Here is a 17,246-nt window from a genome sequence, read left to right on the forward strand (position 1 = left end):
ATGACGGCCGCTCTTGAACGCAGCCTGCTGGCCGCTGAGAAAACCCGGCGGCAGGCCATGCTGGCAGCGGATGTGGCCGCGCTGGGCACACTGCTGTCGGACACGCTGGCGTATACACATTCCACCGGCGTGACGGACAGCAAACAAAGCTACCTTGCGTTGCTGGCCAGCGGCGCGCTGCGGTATGAAACGCTGGAGTTTGCGACCCCGCAGGCACGGTTGATCGGCACTGCCGGCCTTGTCGGCGCGGTGATGTATGCGACGGTGCTTAAAGGCGGGGTGCGGCGTGACATTGCCAGCTCTTATCTGGCGGTGTGGGAACACACGGCGGCAGGATGGGTGCTGCAGGCAGTGCAGGCCACCGCGCTGCCTGCCAAGGCGGCCTGACACCATGACGCCCGACCCTTTGCTCGCACGGCAGCTGGTGCTGGCCAACCGCATCCTGTATGCGCGCGGTGTGGTGGACGGCTTCGGGCACGTGAGCGTGCGACAACCCGGCCAGGCAGACACCTTCCTGCTCTCGCGCAGCCGTGCGCCCGCACTCATCGAGGAGGCCGACGTGGGCTGCTACGGGCTGGACGGCGAGGCGCTGGAAGGCACGACCGGCAAGCCTTACCTCGAGCGATTCATCCACAGCGGGATTTACCGTGCCCGGCCCGACGTGATGGCGGTGGTGCACAGCCACTCGCCCAGCGTGATCCCTTTCGGCATCACCGGCCAAAGGCTGAGGCCGGTGTTTCACATGTCGGGTTTCCTGGGCAGCGGCTCGGCGCATTTTGAGATTCGCGACACGGCCGGTGACAGCGACCTGCTGATACGCAGCCCGGCGCTCGGCAAAGCGCTGGCCGCGTCGCTGGGCGCCTGCGCCTGTGTGCTGATGCGCGGCCACGGCAGCACGGTGGTGGGCGCCTCACTGCAGCACGCCGTGTACCGCGCCGTTTACACCGAAGTCAACGCCCGGCTGCAGGCTGCGGCCATGGCGCTGGGGCCACCCACCTATTTGACGCCAGCCGAAGCGGCGCTGGCCGCCGCCGCCAACGACCCGCAAATCCCGCGGGCGTGGGCCCTGTGGGTGCACGAGCTGGGCCTGGCACCCTGAGTTTCCGATTCAACAAACCATCCATGGAGGAAAGCAACATGACATTGAAATCACTTATGAACATCTGCTGCGTCGCGCTGGCTTGCCAGGCGCTTGCGCCGACTGCACTGGCCCAAACCTGGCCCGCGAAAGCGGTGCGCATCGTGGTGCCTTACGGCACGGGCGGCGGCGCCGACGTGCTGGCGCGCCAGCTGGGCGCCAGCCTGCAGCAAGCCTGGGGCCATGGCGTGGCGGTGGAAAACCGCACCGGCGCGTCCGGCAACATCGGCTCCGAGCTGGTGGTGAACGCGCCGGCCGACGGCTACACCTTGCTGCTGCAAAACAGCACCATGGTGGTCAACATGGGCCTGGGCGTCAAACTCAATTACGACCCCGAGAAGGACCTGACGCCCATCATGCTGCTGGGCGTGACGCCGATCGCGCTGGTGGCGCACCCCAGCCTGAACGTCAAGAACTTCAAGCAGCTGCAGGACTACGCCAAGGCCAACCCCGGCAAGCTGAGTTATGGCTCTTGCGGCGTGGGCACACCGATGCATTTTGTGATGGAGCTGGTCAAGCAGAAGACCGCACTGGACGCGGTGCATGCCGGCTACAAGGGCTGCGCACCGGTGGTGACGGACGTGGTGGGCGGCCAGATCCCGCTGGCCATCTTCAGCGCCAACCTGGCCGCGCCCTACGCCAAGGCGGGCAGGCTCAATGTGATCGGCGTGGCCAGCCAGAAGCGCTATTCATTGCTCCCGGATGCGCTGACGCTGGAAGAACAAGGCCTCAAGCCGCTGGATTTCTCGACCTGGTTCGCCTTGATGGGGCCGGCCAAAATGCCGCCGGCCGTCGTCAGCAAAATCGTGGCCGACGTGCAAAAGGTGCTGGCCGACCCTGCCGTGCAGTCGCGTTTGTCGAATGCGGGTGTCGAGCCCTATGCGGGCAACGGCGAGGCGCTGGTCAAGCTGATCCGCTCAGACAAGCTGCGCTATGAGCAACTGGCCAAGGCGGCCAATATCAAGCCGGAGTAAGACCGGCCATAGGGAAAGAGTGAGCCGGATTCAGTTCTGGCTCATCTGCAATGCGCCCAGCATGCGTTGCAGCGGCTCCGTGTCCGGCAGCACGTAGACGATGCTGCGGCTTTTTCCCAGCACCGGGCCGACCACGGCTTCGTAGAAACTGACCGGCACCACCACACAGCCCATGGAGATGCGGTTGTCGTCAGGGCTCTCGGAGGCCAGCCGCTCAGCGCGGCGCTCGGCCGCGGGCGCGGGGCGCAAGCGGTGGATGGCGAGCTTGGCGGCGTAATCAATCCACACGATGGCCTCGCCCTGCAGGTTGTGGCCCGGCTCGGACATAAAACGGCCCGCGGGCGTAGTGCGCTCAAAGTCGCGCAGGCTGGCGACGCTGCGCTGCTCCATGCCGGGCACGGCATGGTCGCCGCGCGCCAGGCCCGTCAACGCGGGTGATGCGCCACGCAATTGGCCATTGGCGTCAAACACAAAGATGCGCCCGCCCTTTTTATCGACGATGACAAACGGCAGGCCCTGGTTGTCATGCGCCTGCACCACCCACTGCAGGGCCTGGCGCGCGTCAGGAGACGCGGACACCAGTGCCATGCCGGCGGCAGTACCGGTGCCGGAGGTGTCTATGTAGGGAGCAAGAGGCGCCGCGAAGGAAAGCGAAGCAGAAAGCGAGGCGCCGGCGGCAAAAATCGCCAGCAGCGCTGTGCGAGCCATGTGTGCGTGCGTCTTGCCTTTGAACAACATTCCGATTCCGTGCCTTGCGCCGTTGGAGTGCGCGAACGCACAAAAAAGCCGGAATCACATTCAATGGAAAGCACCCGGCGGTGGTTGCACCATGTTAGCGATGCAAGCAAATGTTCACAACGGGAAAGCCCTGAGTTGCTTCAGGTATGTGCTATGTTTTTTATAGCTTAGTACCCTTTAAACATATGGGCTTGAGGGCTTTTTTATCCAAAAACAAAGACTCGGCACCAGCACTGTAACAAGCGCGGTGCGCGGGCATTTTTTGCACGGGAGATGCGCACGCGCAACACAAAATCCGGCGTGGAGCCGGCGGCGTTACAAGTTACAAATCGGGGAACAGAGCAGAAGCAATGAAGCGCTTGGCTATCGGGTGAAGTCAGCCTGCATGCGCGACGCGGCCCTGCTTCGCGGCGAAAGCGTGAGCGGCGGGGAACACCTCACCGAGCGGCTTGACCTCGGGCAGCACATAGACCACGCCGTAGCTGGCATTAAAAGCCGGCTTGAGCACCTGCTCGAAAAATTCAACCGGCATGTTGATGCACCCATAAGAGATGCGGTTGTCGTCGGTGGTGGGTGACGCCAGGCGTTCCAGCCGGCGCTCCTTGGGCTCCGTCGCGCGCACGCGGTGCATGGAGACGGCTGCCTCGTAGTCCACCCACACCACATCTTCGCCCAGTGTGTTGCGGCCGGGCTCTGCGAGAAAGCGGCCTGCCGGCGTGGTGCGCTCGTGGGGCTCTACCTGTGCGATCGGCCTGCCGCCGATCCCCGTCACGGAGTCGTCACCGCGGGCCGCGCCTATCAACACCGGCGTGGCGCTGCGCAACTTGCCCGAAGGCTCAAAGACAAACACCTTGGTGTTGGACTTGTCGAGGATGACAAAAAACAGCTTGCGGTTGTCGCCGGATGTGACCACCCAGTCGGCGACCTGGCGTGCTTCGTCGGAGGCGGTCTCGCCGGCAAAGTCGGCCGTGCGCGGCGCCTGCTGCAGTGCAGTTGCGTGGGCGGAACGGATGCTGGAAAACGGCGCGACGGGATGGGCGCGAAAGAGCGGCAAGGTCAGGACCGCGATGGCGGCGCCGAGCAAGACACCCTGTTTGATGCCGTCGAAGATATCGGCATGCGAATCGGGTTGCGAGCCGGCGTGCGCGGGCCGCCTGGTAAAGAGCTTTTGGAGTCGCTGCTGAAGTCGCTGCATGATCTGGCTGCCAAAAAACAATACGTCAATGGAGACATCAAAACGCCCCGGGAGCTGCAGCATTGCAACATGCCACAGCCGCCCGGGGCGGCTTTACGCAAAAGCGCATGACGTTCCTGGCTTAGTTGCGGTCAGCCTGGGCGGGACGCTCCGTCGGCGCGGCGGACATGTCGGTCGAAGGCGTCGACGTGTCGGCCGGCTGGTTCTGCATGGTCTGGCTGGACGTGTCCGTCGGCGATGCAGGCTGCGTGGTGGTATCAGGGGTCTGGGCGTAAGCCATGCCGATGGCGCCTACAACGGCTACTGCTGCTACCGCGGATGCCAGGGTCTTGGATGCTTTCATGGTGTAACTCCTTTAAGTCATGCCCATCACAGGCAATCAGGTTGGTAAATCGCTGACCGGGTGGGCAGCTAAGTCCAATTTACGTGGAGGAGTGTTCACCGTTTCGTCGGTCTCCTACAGCGTGCGATGTAGGACAAGCGAGGTCACAAAATGCTACGTGCCTCAGAGGCGCAGACACGAAGTACACACGCTGTCAGCGCCAGGCAGCCACCATGCCGCCTTCACTGAAGGCCGGAGTCAGCCTTTACTCGATGGGGTTGTTGCCCTTGACGCCGTGCTCAGCCTTGATCGCGAGCTGCAGTTTTTCGAGCTCGTCGATGAGCTGGTCTATGCGGGCGAAATCCTTGACGGGTGCGGCCTGCAGAGCCTCAAGCTGCGCACGCAGGTCTGCGTAGTCGGCCTCCAGGCGCGATGTCATGCCGGCACCGCACGGGGTTGGGTGTCGCCGTTGACGGGCGCGCGTTTGCCCTCGCTATCACCTGATGCACCGGATGCCGCCGCGCCGAACAATTCGACCTGCAGGTCTTCATCGCTGCGCGGCCCGTATTGCAGGTCGGGCCCGATGAGGCGCTGCAGTTCACCATAACCTGTGGCCAGCGCGGTGTCGTAGGCGGCAAAGCTGATGTCGGAGCAAGAGACTGATTCGAAAACCTGCGGGTTGGCGCGGCTTTCGAGGATGCGCCAGCAAAATTCACCGGGCGCAGTTTCCTCGACGGTCAGGGCCAGTGAGCGCAGGGGTGCACTGAGTTGCGCGTTGACCAGGGTGGAGTGACTCATGAAAAAATAATCCTCAAAAAAGTCCGGGCATGCCGGGTGTGAAGGTGCTGCGCAGCTTGGAGCGCTGCGAAAAAATATCAAGGGCTTGAAACGTAACTTTCAGCGTCGGTGCCGGCTGCGGCCGGCACGATTGCGGCCGGCATGAAGAGACCGGCAATCCCCAGGCGCACAGGCCTGTGTTGGCATTCATCTTCTCGGGAATGTCGGGTTGCATGGCGGTGCTCGCAATAGCGCCAGTTTACGCACGGGACTGTGACAGTTTGCAGTGATTAGTACCGGAAAAAATGTAGGAGAGCGCCGACAGGCGCGCCAAAGCGGTGCGTCACCCGAAGTAGGTATATTGCAGGCATGGTCCGCCCTGCATCGTGCACGGCGGCCTGAATGAAGAACCCATGAAAAGCCTCTACAAATATTTCTTTCGCGGCCTCATCACCATCCTGCCGGTGGCCCTGACGCTGTACCTGCTCTACATCTTTCTGGCATGGATGGAAACGGCTGCGCTGTGGATCCTGCGCCCGCTGATCGGCAGCTTCTACATACCGGGCATGGGCCTGGTGTTCGGCGTGCTGAGCATTCTGGCAATCGGCTACCTGGTCTCCAAACAAAGCGTGCGCAAACTGCTGTCGTTCGCGGAGCTTCCATTTACCAACCTGCCTGTCGTCAAAAGCATTTATTCGTCGCTCAAGAGTTTTGCCGACTACTTCTCCCCTTCCGGAAAGCAGGGCGAGCAAAGCGTGGTGATCCTTCGCATGCCCGGCCACGCCATGGAAATTGTGGGCCTCATCACGCGCCGCAGCTTTGACGACCTGCCCGCCGGCTTCCTGCCGGGCGAACGTGTCGCGGTCTATTTGCCCATGGGCTACATGATCGGCGGCTACACGGTTTTTGTGCCGGCAGACTGGGTGCAGCCCATCGACATGTCGGTGGAAGAAGCCATGCGCTCGTCCCTGATCGCCTGGATGGCACGCCCACCCGCAACGGGCGGCAGCGACACACGCGCGGCAGGCTAGTTTGACGCCCCAGCCGGGGCGCCCCCCTTTGCGGGAGCTGGTAAAGAGTTGTGATTTGTGGTTTCCCACATGCCAAAAATCCGTGGCGGGACTATATTGGGCGCGTCACTCACAACTTGCGCATCGGCAGATGCGCCCCGGCCATGACAAGCACAACTACTACAACAAGCCGCACGCCACCTCTTTACAAATCACTCTATCTGCAGGTGATATGCGCCGTGATCATCGGCGTGCTGCTGGGCCATTTTTATCCCGAAGCCGGCAAGCTCATGAAGCCGCTCGGCGACGGTTTCATCAAGCTCATCAAGATGATGATCGCGCCCATCATCTTCTGCACCGTCGTGATCGGCATTGCTGGCATGGAGGACATGAAGAAGGTCGGCAAAACCGGCGGCTTGGCACTGCTGTACTTTGAAGTCGTCAGCACCTTTGCGCTGATCATCGGGCTGGTCCTCGTCAATGTGTTCAAGCCCGGCGAGGGCATGAACGTCGACGTGGCCACGCTGGACACCAAAGCCATCGCGGCCTATACCGGCCCGGGCAAGATGGTCGGCACGACGGACTTCATCCTCAACATCATCCCGACCACCGTGGTCGACGCCTTCGCCAAGGGCGAAATCCTGCAGGTGTTGCTGATCGCGGTGATGTTCGGCTTTGCGCTGCACCGCTTCGGCGGGCGCGGCACGCTGGTATTCGACTTTGTCGAAAAAACCTCGCATGTGCTGTTCACCATCGTCGGCTTCATCATGAAGGTGGCGCCCATCGGCGCTTTCGGTGCGATGGCCTTCACCATCGGCGCGTATGGCGTGGACAGCCTGGTGTCGCTCGGCAAGCTGATGGCCGCTTTTTATGCCACCTGCCTGATCTTCATATTTGTGGTGCTGGGCACCATTGCGCGCATCCACGGCTTCAGCATCTGGAAGTTCATCAAGTACATCAAGGAGGAGCTGTTGATCGTGCTGGGCACGTCCTCGTCCGAATCCGTGCTGCCGCGCATGATGGAAAAAATGGAAAACCTGGGCGCGAAGAAAACCACGGTAGGCCTGGTGATCCCGACCGGTTACTCGTTCAACCTGGACGGAACCTCCATCTACCTCACGATGGCGGCGGTGTTCATCGCGCAGGCCACCAACATGCCGATGACGCTCATGCAGGAGCTGACCTTGCTGGCGGTCTTGCTGTTGACCTCCAAGGGCGCGGCGGGCATCACCGGCAGCGGCTTTATCGTGCTGGCTGCCACGCTGTCGGCCGTGGGCACCGTGCCCGTGGCCGGGCTGGCGCTGATCCTGGGGATTGACCGCTTCATGTCGGAAGCGCGGGCGCTGACAAATCTGGTCGGCAATGGCGTCGCCACGATCGTGGTCGCCAAATGGACGGATGAGCTGGACACCGGGCGGCTCAAGGCCGGGCTCAACAATGAGACCTGGGTCGAGGCGCAGGAGCCCGAAGTGCTGCTTGATAAAAAGACCGAGCACATGGCAACCGGCGGCCACTGACAACAGAGTCAAAAAATGACAAAGCCCGGCAGGCGGAGAGCTTCTCCGCCTGCCGGGCTTCGTGTTTGAGGATGCGGCTAAATGCTGCTTAGCGTGCCAGGCGCGGCGCAGGGCCTGGGCCGCGGCCTGCGATGTGGCGGAAGGTGATGCGCCCCTTGCTCAGGTCATAAGGCGACAGCTCCAGCGAAACCTGGTCACCCGCAAGAATGCGGATGTGGTTCTTGCGCATCTTGCCGGACGTATAAGCCACAAGCTTGTGGCCGTTGTCGAGCGTGACGCGAAAGCGCGAATCAGGCAACACTTCGTCTACCAGCCCATGCATTTCAATCAGTTCTTCTTTGGCCATGATGTAACTCCTAGGGAATTGAAAAAATTATCTGTTGATCTGTTTGTACTGGCAGGCAAACGCGTCAGGCGCATGCCGGCGACGAACGCTCGTGGATCCAGCCCAGGGCATGTTCCGTCGCGTAATGCACGGCCGCAGCCGCGCTGTCAAAGAGGCCGCTGAAGCGCATCACGCGGTCGTGCGTGGCGCTGCCGCGTCCGGAGCGGATGGAGACCGATGCAGCGTAGCCTTCGCCTTGCTGTTTGGCCAGTGGTGAGACAAGGTACTTGCCCACCGCGATTTTGGTGTGATCTGTGTTCATAAAAGTCCGTGCCGGGTATGTTTCCCGGCTTGATAAATAAGGAGTAATTGGCTTGCAAGCAAGCCGCGGGTGTTCGGTTTCCACCCGCCAGGCCCTTTGTCAAGGGGCTGGGCTGGTTGAGCCATGAGTGGGCACTGTCGGGAATAGTGCTCGCCGGGAAAACGGAACAGTGCTGAGAGGTTCAGGGCTGTATGGGCGCTGAAAACACTGTGGATTCGGGCTCTGGGAAGCGCCGCATTTGAGAAGGAAGCCTGTTGGGAAGAGGCCTCGATGTAAAAAGCTGATGCTTTACCGAAGCTCTTATTGTAACCGCTGGCGCCCAGGCGTGCATGAAGCCCGGTATGGCGCAAGGCCAGCCCGTATTCTTTGCAAGCATGAGCCCCGGAACCGGCTTCGCCGGGCCGGAGGGCGGGCGGCCCCCTCGGGGGGCAGGAAGCTACACGCAGTGAGCGACCGTGGGGGCCATATTCACCCCTCAAATTGGGGATGGAGCTGCTTGATGCGGTTCATCGCCATACCCGCGGCGGCAGTGCGGGTTTCGACCCCCAGCTTGGCGTACACACGTTCCAGGTGCTTTTTGACGGTGGCGGGGCTGGAGCCCAGGATGTCGCCGATGTCGCGATTGGTCTTGCCCTTGACCACCCAATACAGGACCTCGGCTTCGCGGGCCGTGAGCTTGAAGCTCAGGCTCATGGCTTCGACAACGGCATCGTCGGAAATCTCGCGCATGACGATCAGCCAGTCGCCGCTGCCATCGCCGTCACCCGTCTGTTGATGCAGGCGAAAGGTCAGGCGGCGCGGCCCGAACTCCACGGCCAGGCGTGGCGGCTCGATCTGGCGCTCGGCTTCCGCCAGGTGGCGGCGCAGCCAGTTCAGCACAGGCTCCGGCGTTTGCGGCGCCGATGTCCCGTAGTAACGCATCAGGAGCTCACGCGCCAGCGGCGTTTGCCAGACCAGTTTGCCGTCGGCCGTGCCGCCCATGCGCACGGTGATGCTGGCATAGCCAAAGGCGTCGAGTGCATTGCGCGCCTGACCGGCCTGCCGGGCCTCTTGCCGGGCGCGCCGGGCGCCCTGCAGGTGCACGCCCATGCGCGCCATCACCTCCTTGGGCTTGATCGGCTTGGTCACGTAGTCCACGCCGCCGGCCTCCAGCGCGGCCACCAGATGTTCGGTCTCGGTCAGGCCGGTCATGAAGATGATGGGAATATGGGCCGTCTCCGGCATGGCCTTGAGGCGCTTGGCGACTTCAAAACCATCCATCCCCGGCATCATGGCGTCCAGCAAAACAATGTCGGGCAGGGCCTGCAGCGCGCGCTGCAGCGCGGCCTCGCCGCCGGTGGCGACCAGCACGGTGTAGCCCGACTCATCCAGTGCGTCATGCAGCACCGACAGGTTGTCGGGCACGTCGTCAACAATCAGCACGACGTCGCTGTTGGCCCGGTCCAGGGTCCGGTCCAGACGCCTGTCGAGTCCTGATACGCCTTCAAGCACGCTGCTCATGGCCGGTCTCCTGGTTGGCAAGCTGGCGCCCCATGGCTTCGAACTGGAACTGCCTCGCCAGCACACGCATCTCGTTGACAAAAGCCGCAGTCGCCGGCTGCTGCCGTTCGATCTCTGCAAGGGTGTTCATGATGCCGCGGTAAAAACCGAGGTTGACGACTTCGAGCAAGGCGGCGAGCTGGGTCGCATCCGGCAGTGCACGCGGCGGCGCAGGCGACGGCCCGGAGGCTGTGACTTCTTCCTCCGCCACCTGGTACACCCACTTGAGGGCCAGGCGCCGCTCCAGCCAGTCGATCAGTTCGGTGTGCCGCACCGGCTTGAGGATGAAGTCCTCGGGGAGGATGCCGGCATCGTTTTCCATGCCCTTGTCAAATGCGTTGGCAGAAACAATGGCCAGGTGAATGCCGGTGTGCCCCGATCCACGGATGCGGCGCAGGGTTTCCCAGCCGTCAATGCCGGGCATGGCCAGGTCCATGAAGATCACATCGGGCTGGTAACCGGCGGCCAGCAAATCCAGGCAGTCGTGGCCGCTGGCGGCGGTGCGAAGCTCAAAGCCCATGGGCTCCAACAGTTGCACCAATAGCTCGCGGTCAGGCTCCTCGTTGTCAACCACCAGCAGCCTGCGGCGCTCGCCCTCATACCCTCGCGGCTGGCGCCTTGCCGGTTTGTCGATGGCGCCTTTCGCACCGCCCGCCGCCACATGCACCTCCGGCAAAAACAGCCGGATGCGAAACGCGGAGCCTTCTCCCGGCGTGCTGTCAACCGTCATCTCGCCGCCCATCAGGTCGGTCAGCATCTTGGCGATCGTCAGGCCCAGCCCCGCGCCCGGTGTGCCTTCCGCGCTTTGGCCGGCCGCCCCGCCCCGCGCGAAGGGCTCAAAGATTTGTGCCAGTTCTTCCTTGCGCATGCCGGGCCCGGTGTCCTCGATGTCGATGTAGGCCATTTCGCGCGCATGGCGAAGCCTGAAGGTCACCTGGCCCTGCGCCGTGAACTTGATGGCATTGCCGAGCAGGTTGATCAGGATCTGGCGCACGCGCTTTTCATCGGCGCGCACCAGCTCCGGCAAATTGCCGCTGGCTTCAAAACGAAAGCCCAGGCCTTTTGCGGCCGCCTGCAGCTCAAACATGCCCGCCATCTCGTGCACGCAGTCGGCAAAGTGCATGGGCTTGACGTTGAGCGTGAGCTTGCCGGCTTCGATGCGGGCGATATCCAGCGTGCCTTCGATGAGCGACAGCAGGTGTTCACCGCCGCGCTTGATGACGCTGACGGCCTGCTTGCGGTGCGGCGGTATGGCGTTGTCTTCGCCCATGAGCTGCGCATAACCCAGGATGCTGTTGAGCGGCGTGCGCAGCTCGTGGCTGATCGCGCTGATGTAGCGGCTCTTGGCCTGGTTGGCCTGGTCGGCATGGTGGCGGGCCTGCTCGGCCACCAGCTTCGCTTGCTGCAGCGCTTCGTCGGTCTGACGGTGCGATTCGATTTCGCGCATCAGCAGATGTGTTTGGCGGTTGGATTCCTCTTGCGCCACTTGCCGGCTCTTGTGCGCCAGCACGAGCCACCAGGCTACCAGCCCGGCGATGACCAGCAAGGCCATATAAGCTTTCAAAAAGCCAGAGCGCAAGGCGGCGGCCGGCGCTTCCAGCAGGTCGGCGTCGGTGGCGGCCATCAACAACGCAGACAACTCCTGCCGGTAGAGCAGGCCAAACACGCTGGCCAGCAAGGGAACAATGACCAGCATCAACAAAAGAAAGTGCCCCAGGCCGGTGTCCAGGTAGGGCCAGGCGCGGTGCGGCAGCAGCCAGCGCAGGGTGGCCGACCACTGGGCCGACAGGCTTGCTTGCGGCTTGCACAAATCACCACAGCGCGCGTCCAGCGTGCAGCACAAGGAACAGATCGCGCCCTGGTAGGCCGGGCAATGCGCCATGTCCGGGCCTTCGTAGTCGCGCTCGCAGATCACGCAGCGCTTGAGCGCATAGGGTTTGTAGCTGCCTTCAATATCCGCCTCGCGGGCAATGTAGTAACGCCCCCTGGTGGCCCACGCAATCAGCGGTGAGGTGACAAAGGCCGTGCCCAGCGCGATCAGCGCCGAGAAAGCCTGGGCGAGCGGACCGAACAGTCCCAGATGTGCGGCCACCGACAACACCGAGGCCAGCGCCATCGCGCCCACACCGACCGGGTTGATGTCGTAGAGATGGGCGCGCTTGAACTCGATGCCCTTGGGCGACAGGCCCAGCGGCTTGTTGATGACGAGATCAGCCACCACCGCCATCATCCAGGCAATGGCAATGTTGGAGTACAGGCCCAGCACGTCGCCCAGCGCCTGGAACACGTCCATCTCCATCAGCATGAAGGCGATCAGGGTGTTGAACACCACCCAGACGACGCGCCCCGGGTGGCTGTGCGTCAGGCGCGAAAAAAAGTTGGACCAGGCCAGCGAGCCGGCGTAGGCGTTGGTGACATTGATCTTGAGCTGCGAGATCACCACGAACAGCGCCGTCGCGGCCACGGCCCAGCCGTAATGCGGAAACACATACTCATAGGCCGCCAGGTACATCTGGTTCGGGTCCACCGCGCGGTCCAGCGGCACCATGTGCTGGATCGCCAGGTAGGCCAGGAAGGCGCCGCCCAGCATCTTGACCACACCGAGCAGCACCCAGCCGGGGCCGCCGGCCAGCACGCTGGCCCACCAGCGGCGGGTGGTGGCGGCGGTGCGCGCGGGCATGAAGCGCAGGTAGTCGGCCTGCTCGCCCATTTGGGTGATCAGCGCGATGCCGACCGTCAGTGCAGCACCAAACAAGTGCAGATCAAATCCTGAAGTCGTGCCTTTTTCACCTTTGTAGTGCGTGATTCCCACAAAAGCCCCGGGGTCACGCACCAAAACATAGATAAACGGGACGACCAGCATGACCAGCCACAGCGGCTGGGTCCATATCTGCAGGCGGCTGATGACGGACACCCCATAAGTCACCATCGGGATCACGACCAGCGCACATATCAGGTAGCCCCAGCTGGGCGGAATGCCCAGCGCCAGCTCCAGCGCATAGGCCATGACGGCCGCCTCCAGCGCAAAAAAGATGAAGGTGAAGGACGCGTAGATCAGCGAGGTGAGCGTCGAGCCGATGTAGCCAAAGCCGGCGCCGCGCGTCAGCAGGTCCATGTCGACGCCATAGCGGGCGGCGTAAATGCTGATCGGCAGGCCGGCCATGAAGATGATCAGCCCTGTGGCCACAATGGCCCAGAAGGCATTGGTGAAGCCGTACTTCACCAGCAAGGTGGCGCCGACCGCCTCGAGGATCAGGAAGGAGGCCGCGCCGAATGCCGTATTGGCCACGCGCCACTCCGACCATTTGCGAAAGCGCTGCGGCGTGAACCGCAAGGCGTAGTCCTCCATGGTTTCGCTGGCGACCCAGCTGTTGTAGTCGCGCCGGACCTTGATGACGCGCTGCACCGGGGCCTCGGCCTCACCCGCGGGCAGCGGCGCGGGCGCCCATGCGGGCACGGCCTGCGCAGGCAGGGGCAGCGGAGCGGCCGGAGTGTCCATGGAGGTGCGTCGTCAATACGTCATAAGGCGGAGTCTGTGGAGTGCAGATTCCATGCCACAGCGCCAAAACAGGGGCTGCGCGCACCATCCTGTGGCACCATTCTTGCAGCCCGGCCCCTAACAACCCTGCCGCAGCCGCGCCCCGGAGAACCCATGGAATTGACCCCGAGAGAAAAAGACAAGCTGCTGATCTTCACCGCTGCGCTGCTGGCCGAACGGCGCCAGGCCCGGGGGCTGAAACTGAACTACCCCGAGGCTGTCGCGCTGATCAGCGCCGCCGTCATGGAAGGTGCGCGCGACGGCAAATCCGTCGCCCAGCTCATGAGCGAGGGCCGCACCGTGCTGACCCGCGCCGACGTGATGGACGGCATCCCCGAACTGATTCCCGACATCCAGGTTGAAGCGACCTTTCCCGACGGCACCAAGCTGGTCACCGTGCACCAGCCGATTGTTTAACCACCACCCGAGACAGCCACATGCAAGCCAAAACCCGGCCTGCTCTGTTTTTGATAGCAATATGTGCAATACCCACCTTGGCTAGCGCCCATATTGGCCATGAAGCCGGCGAAGCCGCGCACAGTCATGCCCGCGCCTTCATGGGCGGCTTCCTGCATCCCCTGACCGGCCTGGACCACCTGGCGGCCATGGTCGCGGTAGGCCTGTGGAGCGTCCTGGCGGCGCGCCGTGCGTGGCCCGACCTGCTGTGGGCGCCGCTCGGTTTTGCCGCCATGCTGCTGGCCGGCGCCCTGCTGGGCCTGCAGGGGGTGCAGTTGCCCGCGGTCGAGCCGATGATTGCCGCCTCCTTGCTGGTGCTGGGCCTGCTGGTGCTGACGCGCTGGCGCGTCCCAGGCATCGCCGCCGCGGCTTTGGTCGGCGTGTTTGCCGTCTTCCACGGCCTGGCCCATGGCTATGAGCTGGCCGGTGATGCGAATGCGCTTCCGGTCGTGGCCGGCATGCTGGCTGCCACCTTCCTGCTGCACATCAGCGGCATGGCGGCAGGCTGGGCCTTGCGCCACGCCAATGTCTGGGCGCCGCGCCTGGCCGGCGCCGGCGTGGCCGTTTTCGGCGTGACCCTGCTGGCCCGCCTGGCCTGAGGGCGCGCCATGATTCCCGGCGAACTCATCACCGACGGCCCTGACCATGCACTCAACACGGGCCGGCGCACGCTGACCGTCGTTGTGCAGAACACGGCCGACAGGCCCATCCAGGTCGGCTCGCACTACCACTTTGCCGAAACCAACGGCGCACTCGGCTTTGACCGCGACGCGGCGCGCGGCATGCGGCTGAACATCGCGTCGGGAACGGCCGTGCGGTTTGAACCGGGGCAGCAGCGCACGGTGGAGTTGGTGGAATTTTCCGGTGACCGAAAAGTCTTCGGATTTCGCGGCCTCGTACAAGGAGCGCTTTGATGCCCCCACGTTCATCACTTCGTGTATTCACTGCCCCCCGAGGGGGCGCTTGCCTCCCTTGGGGCGGCCCGGCGGGAGTCATCTGATGGCAACGATAGGACGCCGCGCCTACGCGGAAATGTTCGGCCCCACCGTCGGTGACAGGCTGCGCCTGGCCGATACCGACCTGATGGTCGAAGTCGAGGCCGACTACACATTGCGCGCCGGCAGCTACGGCGAAGAAGTCAAATTCGGCGGCGGCAAGACGATTCGCGACGGCATGGCGCAGTCGCAGAAAACCCGGGCCGAAGGCGCCATGGACTGCGTGATGACGAATGCGCTCATCATCGACCACTCGGGCATCATCAAGGCCGACATCGGCCTCAAAGGCGGGCGCATCGCCGCCATCGGCAAGGCCGGCAACCCCGACACACAGCCCGGCGTCGACATGATCATCGGCCCCGGCACCGAGATCATCAGCTGCGAAGGCATGATCGTCACGGCGGGCGGCATCGACTCGCACATCCACTTCATCTGCCCGCAGCAGATCGAAGAAGCGCTGACCGCCGGCATCACCACCATGCTGGGCGGCGGCACAGGCCCGGCCACCGGCACCTTTGCCACCACCTGCACGCCCGGCCCCTGGAACATCGAGCGCATGCTGCAGGCGGCCGACGCCTTCCCGATGAATCTGGGTTTTCTGGGCAAGGGCAATGCGAGCCTGCCCGCCGCGCTGCACGAGCAGATCAGCGCCGGCGTCATCGGCCTGAAGCTGCACGAGGACTGGGGCACCACGCCCGCGGCCATCAGCAACTGCCTGGATGTGGCAGATGAAACCGATACGCAAGTCGCCATCCACAGCGACACGCTCAATGAATCAGGCTTTGTCGAGGACACGATTGCCGCGACCAAGGGCCGCAGCCTCTGCGCCTTCCACACCGAAGGCGCGGGCGGCGGCCATGCGCCCGACATCCTGCGTGTGGTGGGGGAGGAAAACTTCCTGCCCTCTTCCACCAACCCCACCATGCCCTACACCGTCAACACACTCGACGAACACGTCGACATGCTGATGGTGTGCCATCACCTGGACGCCGGCATTGCCGAAGACCTGGCTTTCGCCGAGAGCCGCATCCGCAAGGAAACCATTGCCGCTGAAGACGTGCTGCACGACCTGGGCGCCATCAGCATGATGAGCAGCGACAGCCAGGCCATGGGCCGCGTCGGCGAGGTCATCATCCGCACATGGCAGACCGCACACAAGATGAAGCAGCAGCGCGGCAAGCTGCCGGGGGACTCAGACCGCCACGACAATTTCCGCGTCAAGCGCTACATCAGCAAATACACCATCAACCCGGCGATTGCTCACGGCATTTCGCATGAGGTCGGCTCGGTCGAGCCCGGCAAGTGGGCCGACCTGGTGGTCTGGAAGCCGGCCTTCTTCGGCATCAAGCCCGCGGTGATCCTCAAGGGCGGCTTTATCGCGATGGCGGCCATGGGCGACCCGAACGCTTCCATCCCCACACCGCAGCCGGTGCATTACCGGCCCATGTTCGGCGGCTTTGGCGGCGCGATCGCGAAAGGCTCGCTGACCTTTGTCTCGCAAGCCGGGCTGAACGCCGGCGTCAAGGAGCGCTTCGGCCTGGCCAAGACGCTGAGCGCCGTGAAAAACATACGCGGCGTGCGCAAGCAGCACATGGTCCACAATGCCTGGCTACCCAAAATGGAAGTGGACGCCCAGACCTACCTGGTGCGGGCCGACGGCCAGTTGCTGACCTGTGAAGCGGCCAGCAGCCTCCCGATGACGCAACGCTATTTTTTGTTTTAAGTCTTGTTTTTAAGGCCCCATGCTCCAGGTTTCCAAAGTCATTTCGCAGGGCGCGGGCCTTGCCCCCGTCCTCGTCAAACGCGCCGCGACGGTTGAGCTCGACTGGGACGTGCGCCAGAAAAGCCGCTTTGACGCGACCGACTCGCAAGGCCGTCAGCTGGGCGTGTTCCTGCCGCGCGGCACGCTCGTGCGCGGCGGCGATGTGCTCGTGGCCGAAGACGGCTCCATGGTCAAGGTGATTGCCGCGCCGCAGGCCGTGCTGCGCATCACCGCCTGCACTTCGCACGGCTCGCCGTTTGACCTGACGCGCGCGGCCTACCACCTGGGCAACCGCCATGTGCCGATAGAACTCAAGCCCGACCACCTCAAGATTGAGCCTGACCACGTGCTGACCGACATGCTGCGTGCGATGCACCTGATCGTGAACGCGGTGAACGAGGCCTTCGAACCCGAAGGCGGGGCTTACAGCGCCGGCGGCCACAGCCATGCCTCGCATGATCACGCACATGAGCACGCCCATGGCCACGAACACACGCATGAGCACAAGCCGGCGCAGGCCGCCGCTGCAGCGCCGCACGTTCACGGCCCCGATTGCAAGCACGACCACCATGACCACGCCCATGAGGTCAAACCGGTCGCCATCCAGATCCACAAGCACAAGCCGCACAGCCATTAGC

General features: G+C 63.5%; 20 protein-coding genes. 10 read left to right on the plus strand and 10 right to left on the minus strand.

Annotated elements, in window-relative coordinates; genetic code table 11:
• From DT070_RS01735 to DT070_RS01745, 3 genes are read left to right on the plus strand one after another with little or no spacing between them, the layout of a single operon-like run.
• Nucleotides 1–387 carry a nuclear transport factor 2 family protein gene (locus DT070_RS01735; RefSeq protein ID WP_122953857.1) on the plus strand — a complete coding sequence of 129 codons (387 nt, stop codon included), beginning with the start codon at nucleotides 1–3 and terminating at the stop codon, nucleotides 385–387.
• Between the two features lie 4 nt (nucleotides 388–391).
• Nucleotides 392–1,099 carry a class II aldolase/adducin family protein gene (locus DT070_RS01740; protein ID WP_122953858.1) on the plus strand — a complete coding sequence of 236 codons (708 nt, stop codon included), beginning with the start codon at nucleotides 392–394 and terminating at the stop codon, nucleotides 1,097–1,099.
• Nucleotides 1,100–1,137: 38 nt separating this feature from the next.
• Entirely contained in the window at nucleotides 1,138–2,112 is a 975-nt protein-coding gene (locus DT070_RS01745; protein WP_164483700.1) for a tripartite tricarboxylate transporter substrate binding protein, read from the plus strand.
• A gap of 30 nt (nucleotides 2,113–2,142) precedes the next feature.
• Here the strand turns inward: DT070_RS01745 and DT070_RS01750 are convergent, their stop codons facing one another.
• The 6 genes from DT070_RS01750 to DT070_RS01770 all read right to left on the minus strand — a co-directional run bounded on the left by DT070_RS01750 (nucleotide 2,143) and on the right by DT070_RS01770 (nucleotide 5,379).
• Complete coding sequence (locus DT070_RS01750; RefSeq protein WP_228778606.1) at nucleotides 2,143–2,820, minus strand: hypothetical protein; 678 nt, start codon at nucleotides 2,818–2,820, stop codon at nucleotides 2,143–2,145.
• Between the two features lie 406 nt (nucleotides 2,821–3,226).
• Nucleotides 3,227–4,045, minus strand: coding sequence for a hypothetical protein (locus DT070_RS01755; protein WP_228778605.1), 819 nt, complete (start codon nucleotides 4,043–4,045; stop codon nucleotides 3,227–3,229).
• Between the two features lie 121 nt (nucleotides 4,046–4,166).
• Entirely contained in the window at nucleotides 4,167–4,388 is a 222-nt protein-coding gene (locus DT070_RS01760; protein WP_122953861.1) for a hypothetical protein, read from the minus strand.
• Between the two features lie 244 nt (nucleotides 4,389–4,632).
• On the minus strand, nucleotides 4,633–4,806 hold the full coding sequence (locus tag DT070_RS21180; protein WP_153976302.1) for a hypothetical protein: 174 nt from the start codon (nucleotides 4,804–4,806) through the stop codon (nucleotides 4,633–4,635).
• Complete coding sequence (locus DT070_RS01765; protein ID WP_122953862.1) at nucleotides 4,803–5,165, minus strand: hypothetical protein; 363 nt, start codon at nucleotides 5,163–5,165, stop codon at nucleotides 4,803–4,805. The genes DT070_RS21180 and DT070_RS01765 overlap by 4 nt, the downstream gene beginning before the upstream one ends.
• A gap of 13 nt (nucleotides 5,166–5,178) precedes the next feature.
• Complete coding sequence (locus DT070_RS01770; RefSeq protein WP_122953863.1) at nucleotides 5,179–5,379, minus strand: hypothetical protein; 201 nt, start codon at nucleotides 5,377–5,379, stop codon at nucleotides 5,179–5,181.
• Between the two features lie 178 nt (nucleotides 5,380–5,557).
• On the opposite strand from DT070_RS01770, the gene DT070_RS01775 reads away from it, so the two are divergent.
• On the plus strand, nucleotides 5,558–6,175 hold the full coding sequence (locus DT070_RS01775; RefSeq protein ID WP_122953864.1) for a DUF502 domain-containing protein: 618 nt from the start codon (nucleotides 5,558–5,560) through the stop codon (nucleotides 6,173–6,175).
• A 143-nt stretch (nucleotides 6,176–6,318) separates the two neighbouring features.
• Entirely contained in the window at nucleotides 6,319–7,671 is a 1,353-nt protein-coding gene (locus DT070_RS01780; RefSeq protein WP_122953865.1) for a dicarboxylate/amino acid:cation symporter, read from the plus strand.
• Nucleotides 7,672–7,759: 88 nt separating this feature from the next.
• Here the strand turns inward: DT070_RS01780 and infA are convergent, their stop codons facing one another.
• The 4 genes from infA to DT070_RS01800 form a co-directional block, all read right to left on the minus strand.
• The gene (infA, locus tag DT070_RS01785; RefSeq protein ID WP_122953866.1) at nucleotides 7,760–8,017 is read right to left on the minus strand and encodes a translation initiation factor IF-1; all 258 of its coding nucleotides are present in this window, start codon (nucleotides 8,015–8,017) and stop codon (nucleotides 7,760–7,762) included.
• A 64-nt stretch (nucleotides 8,018–8,081) separates the two neighbouring features.
• Complete coding sequence (locus DT070_RS01790; protein WP_122953867.1) at nucleotides 8,082–8,318, minus strand: hypothetical protein; 237 nt, start codon at nucleotides 8,316–8,318, stop codon at nucleotides 8,082–8,084.
• Nucleotides 8,319–8,786: 468 nt separating this feature from the next.
• A complete protein-coding gene (locus DT070_RS01795) occupies nucleotides 8,787–9,818 on the minus strand; it encodes a response regulator transcription factor (RefSeq protein ID WP_122953868.1) in 1,032 nt (343 codons plus the stop codon).
• A complete protein-coding gene (locus tag DT070_RS01800) occupies nucleotides 9,802–13,356 on the minus strand; it encodes an ATP-binding protein (RefSeq protein WP_122953869.1) in 3,555 nt (1,184 codons plus the stop codon). The genes DT070_RS01795 and DT070_RS01800 overlap by 17 nt, the downstream gene beginning before the upstream one ends.
• Nucleotides 13,357–13,509: 153 nt before the next feature.
• Here DT070_RS01800 and DT070_RS01805 point away from each other — a divergent pair, with 153 nt between their 5' ends.
• The 5 genes from DT070_RS01805 to ureE all read left to right on the plus strand — a co-directional run bounded on the left by DT070_RS01805 (nucleotide 13,510) and on the right by ureE (nucleotide 17,245).
• Nucleotides 13,510–13,812: an urease subunit gamma gene (locus tag DT070_RS01805; protein WP_122953870.1), complete on the plus strand. Its 303-nt coding sequence runs from the start codon at nucleotides 13,510–13,512 to the stop codon at nucleotides 13,810–13,812.
• Nucleotides 13,813–13,832: 20 nt separating this feature from the next.
• Complete coding sequence (locus DT070_RS01810) at nucleotides 13,833–14,450, plus strand: HupE/UreJ family protein (RefSeq protein WP_122953871.1); 618 nt, start codon at nucleotides 13,833–13,835, stop codon at nucleotides 14,448–14,450.
• A 9-nt stretch (nucleotides 14,451–14,459) separates the two neighbouring features.
• Nucleotides 14,460–14,765 carry an urease subunit beta gene (locus tag DT070_RS01815; RefSeq protein ID WP_122953872.1) on the plus strand — a complete coding sequence of 102 codons (306 nt, stop codon included), beginning with the start codon at nucleotides 14,460–14,462 and terminating at the stop codon, nucleotides 14,763–14,765.
• An 85-nt stretch (nucleotides 14,766–14,850) separates the two neighbouring features.
• Nucleotides 14,851–16,569, plus strand: a complete 1,719-nt coding sequence (gene ureC, locus DT070_RS01820; RefSeq protein WP_122953873.1) for an urease subunit alpha — start codon at nucleotides 14,851–14,853, stop codon at nucleotides 16,567–16,569.
• 19 nt (nucleotides 16,570–16,588) lie between these two features.
• Entirely contained in the window at nucleotides 16,589–17,245 is a 657-nt protein-coding gene (ureE, locus tag DT070_RS01825) for an urease accessory protein UreE (protein ID WP_122953874.1), read from the plus strand.
• Nucleotide 17,246 lies beyond the last annotated feature (1 nt).

This window comes from Polaromonas sp. SP1 (assembly GCF_003711205.1).
In the GTDB taxonomy this organism is placed as follows: Bacteria; Pseudomonadota; Gammaproteobacteria; order Burkholderiales; family Burkholderiaceae_C; genus Polaromonas.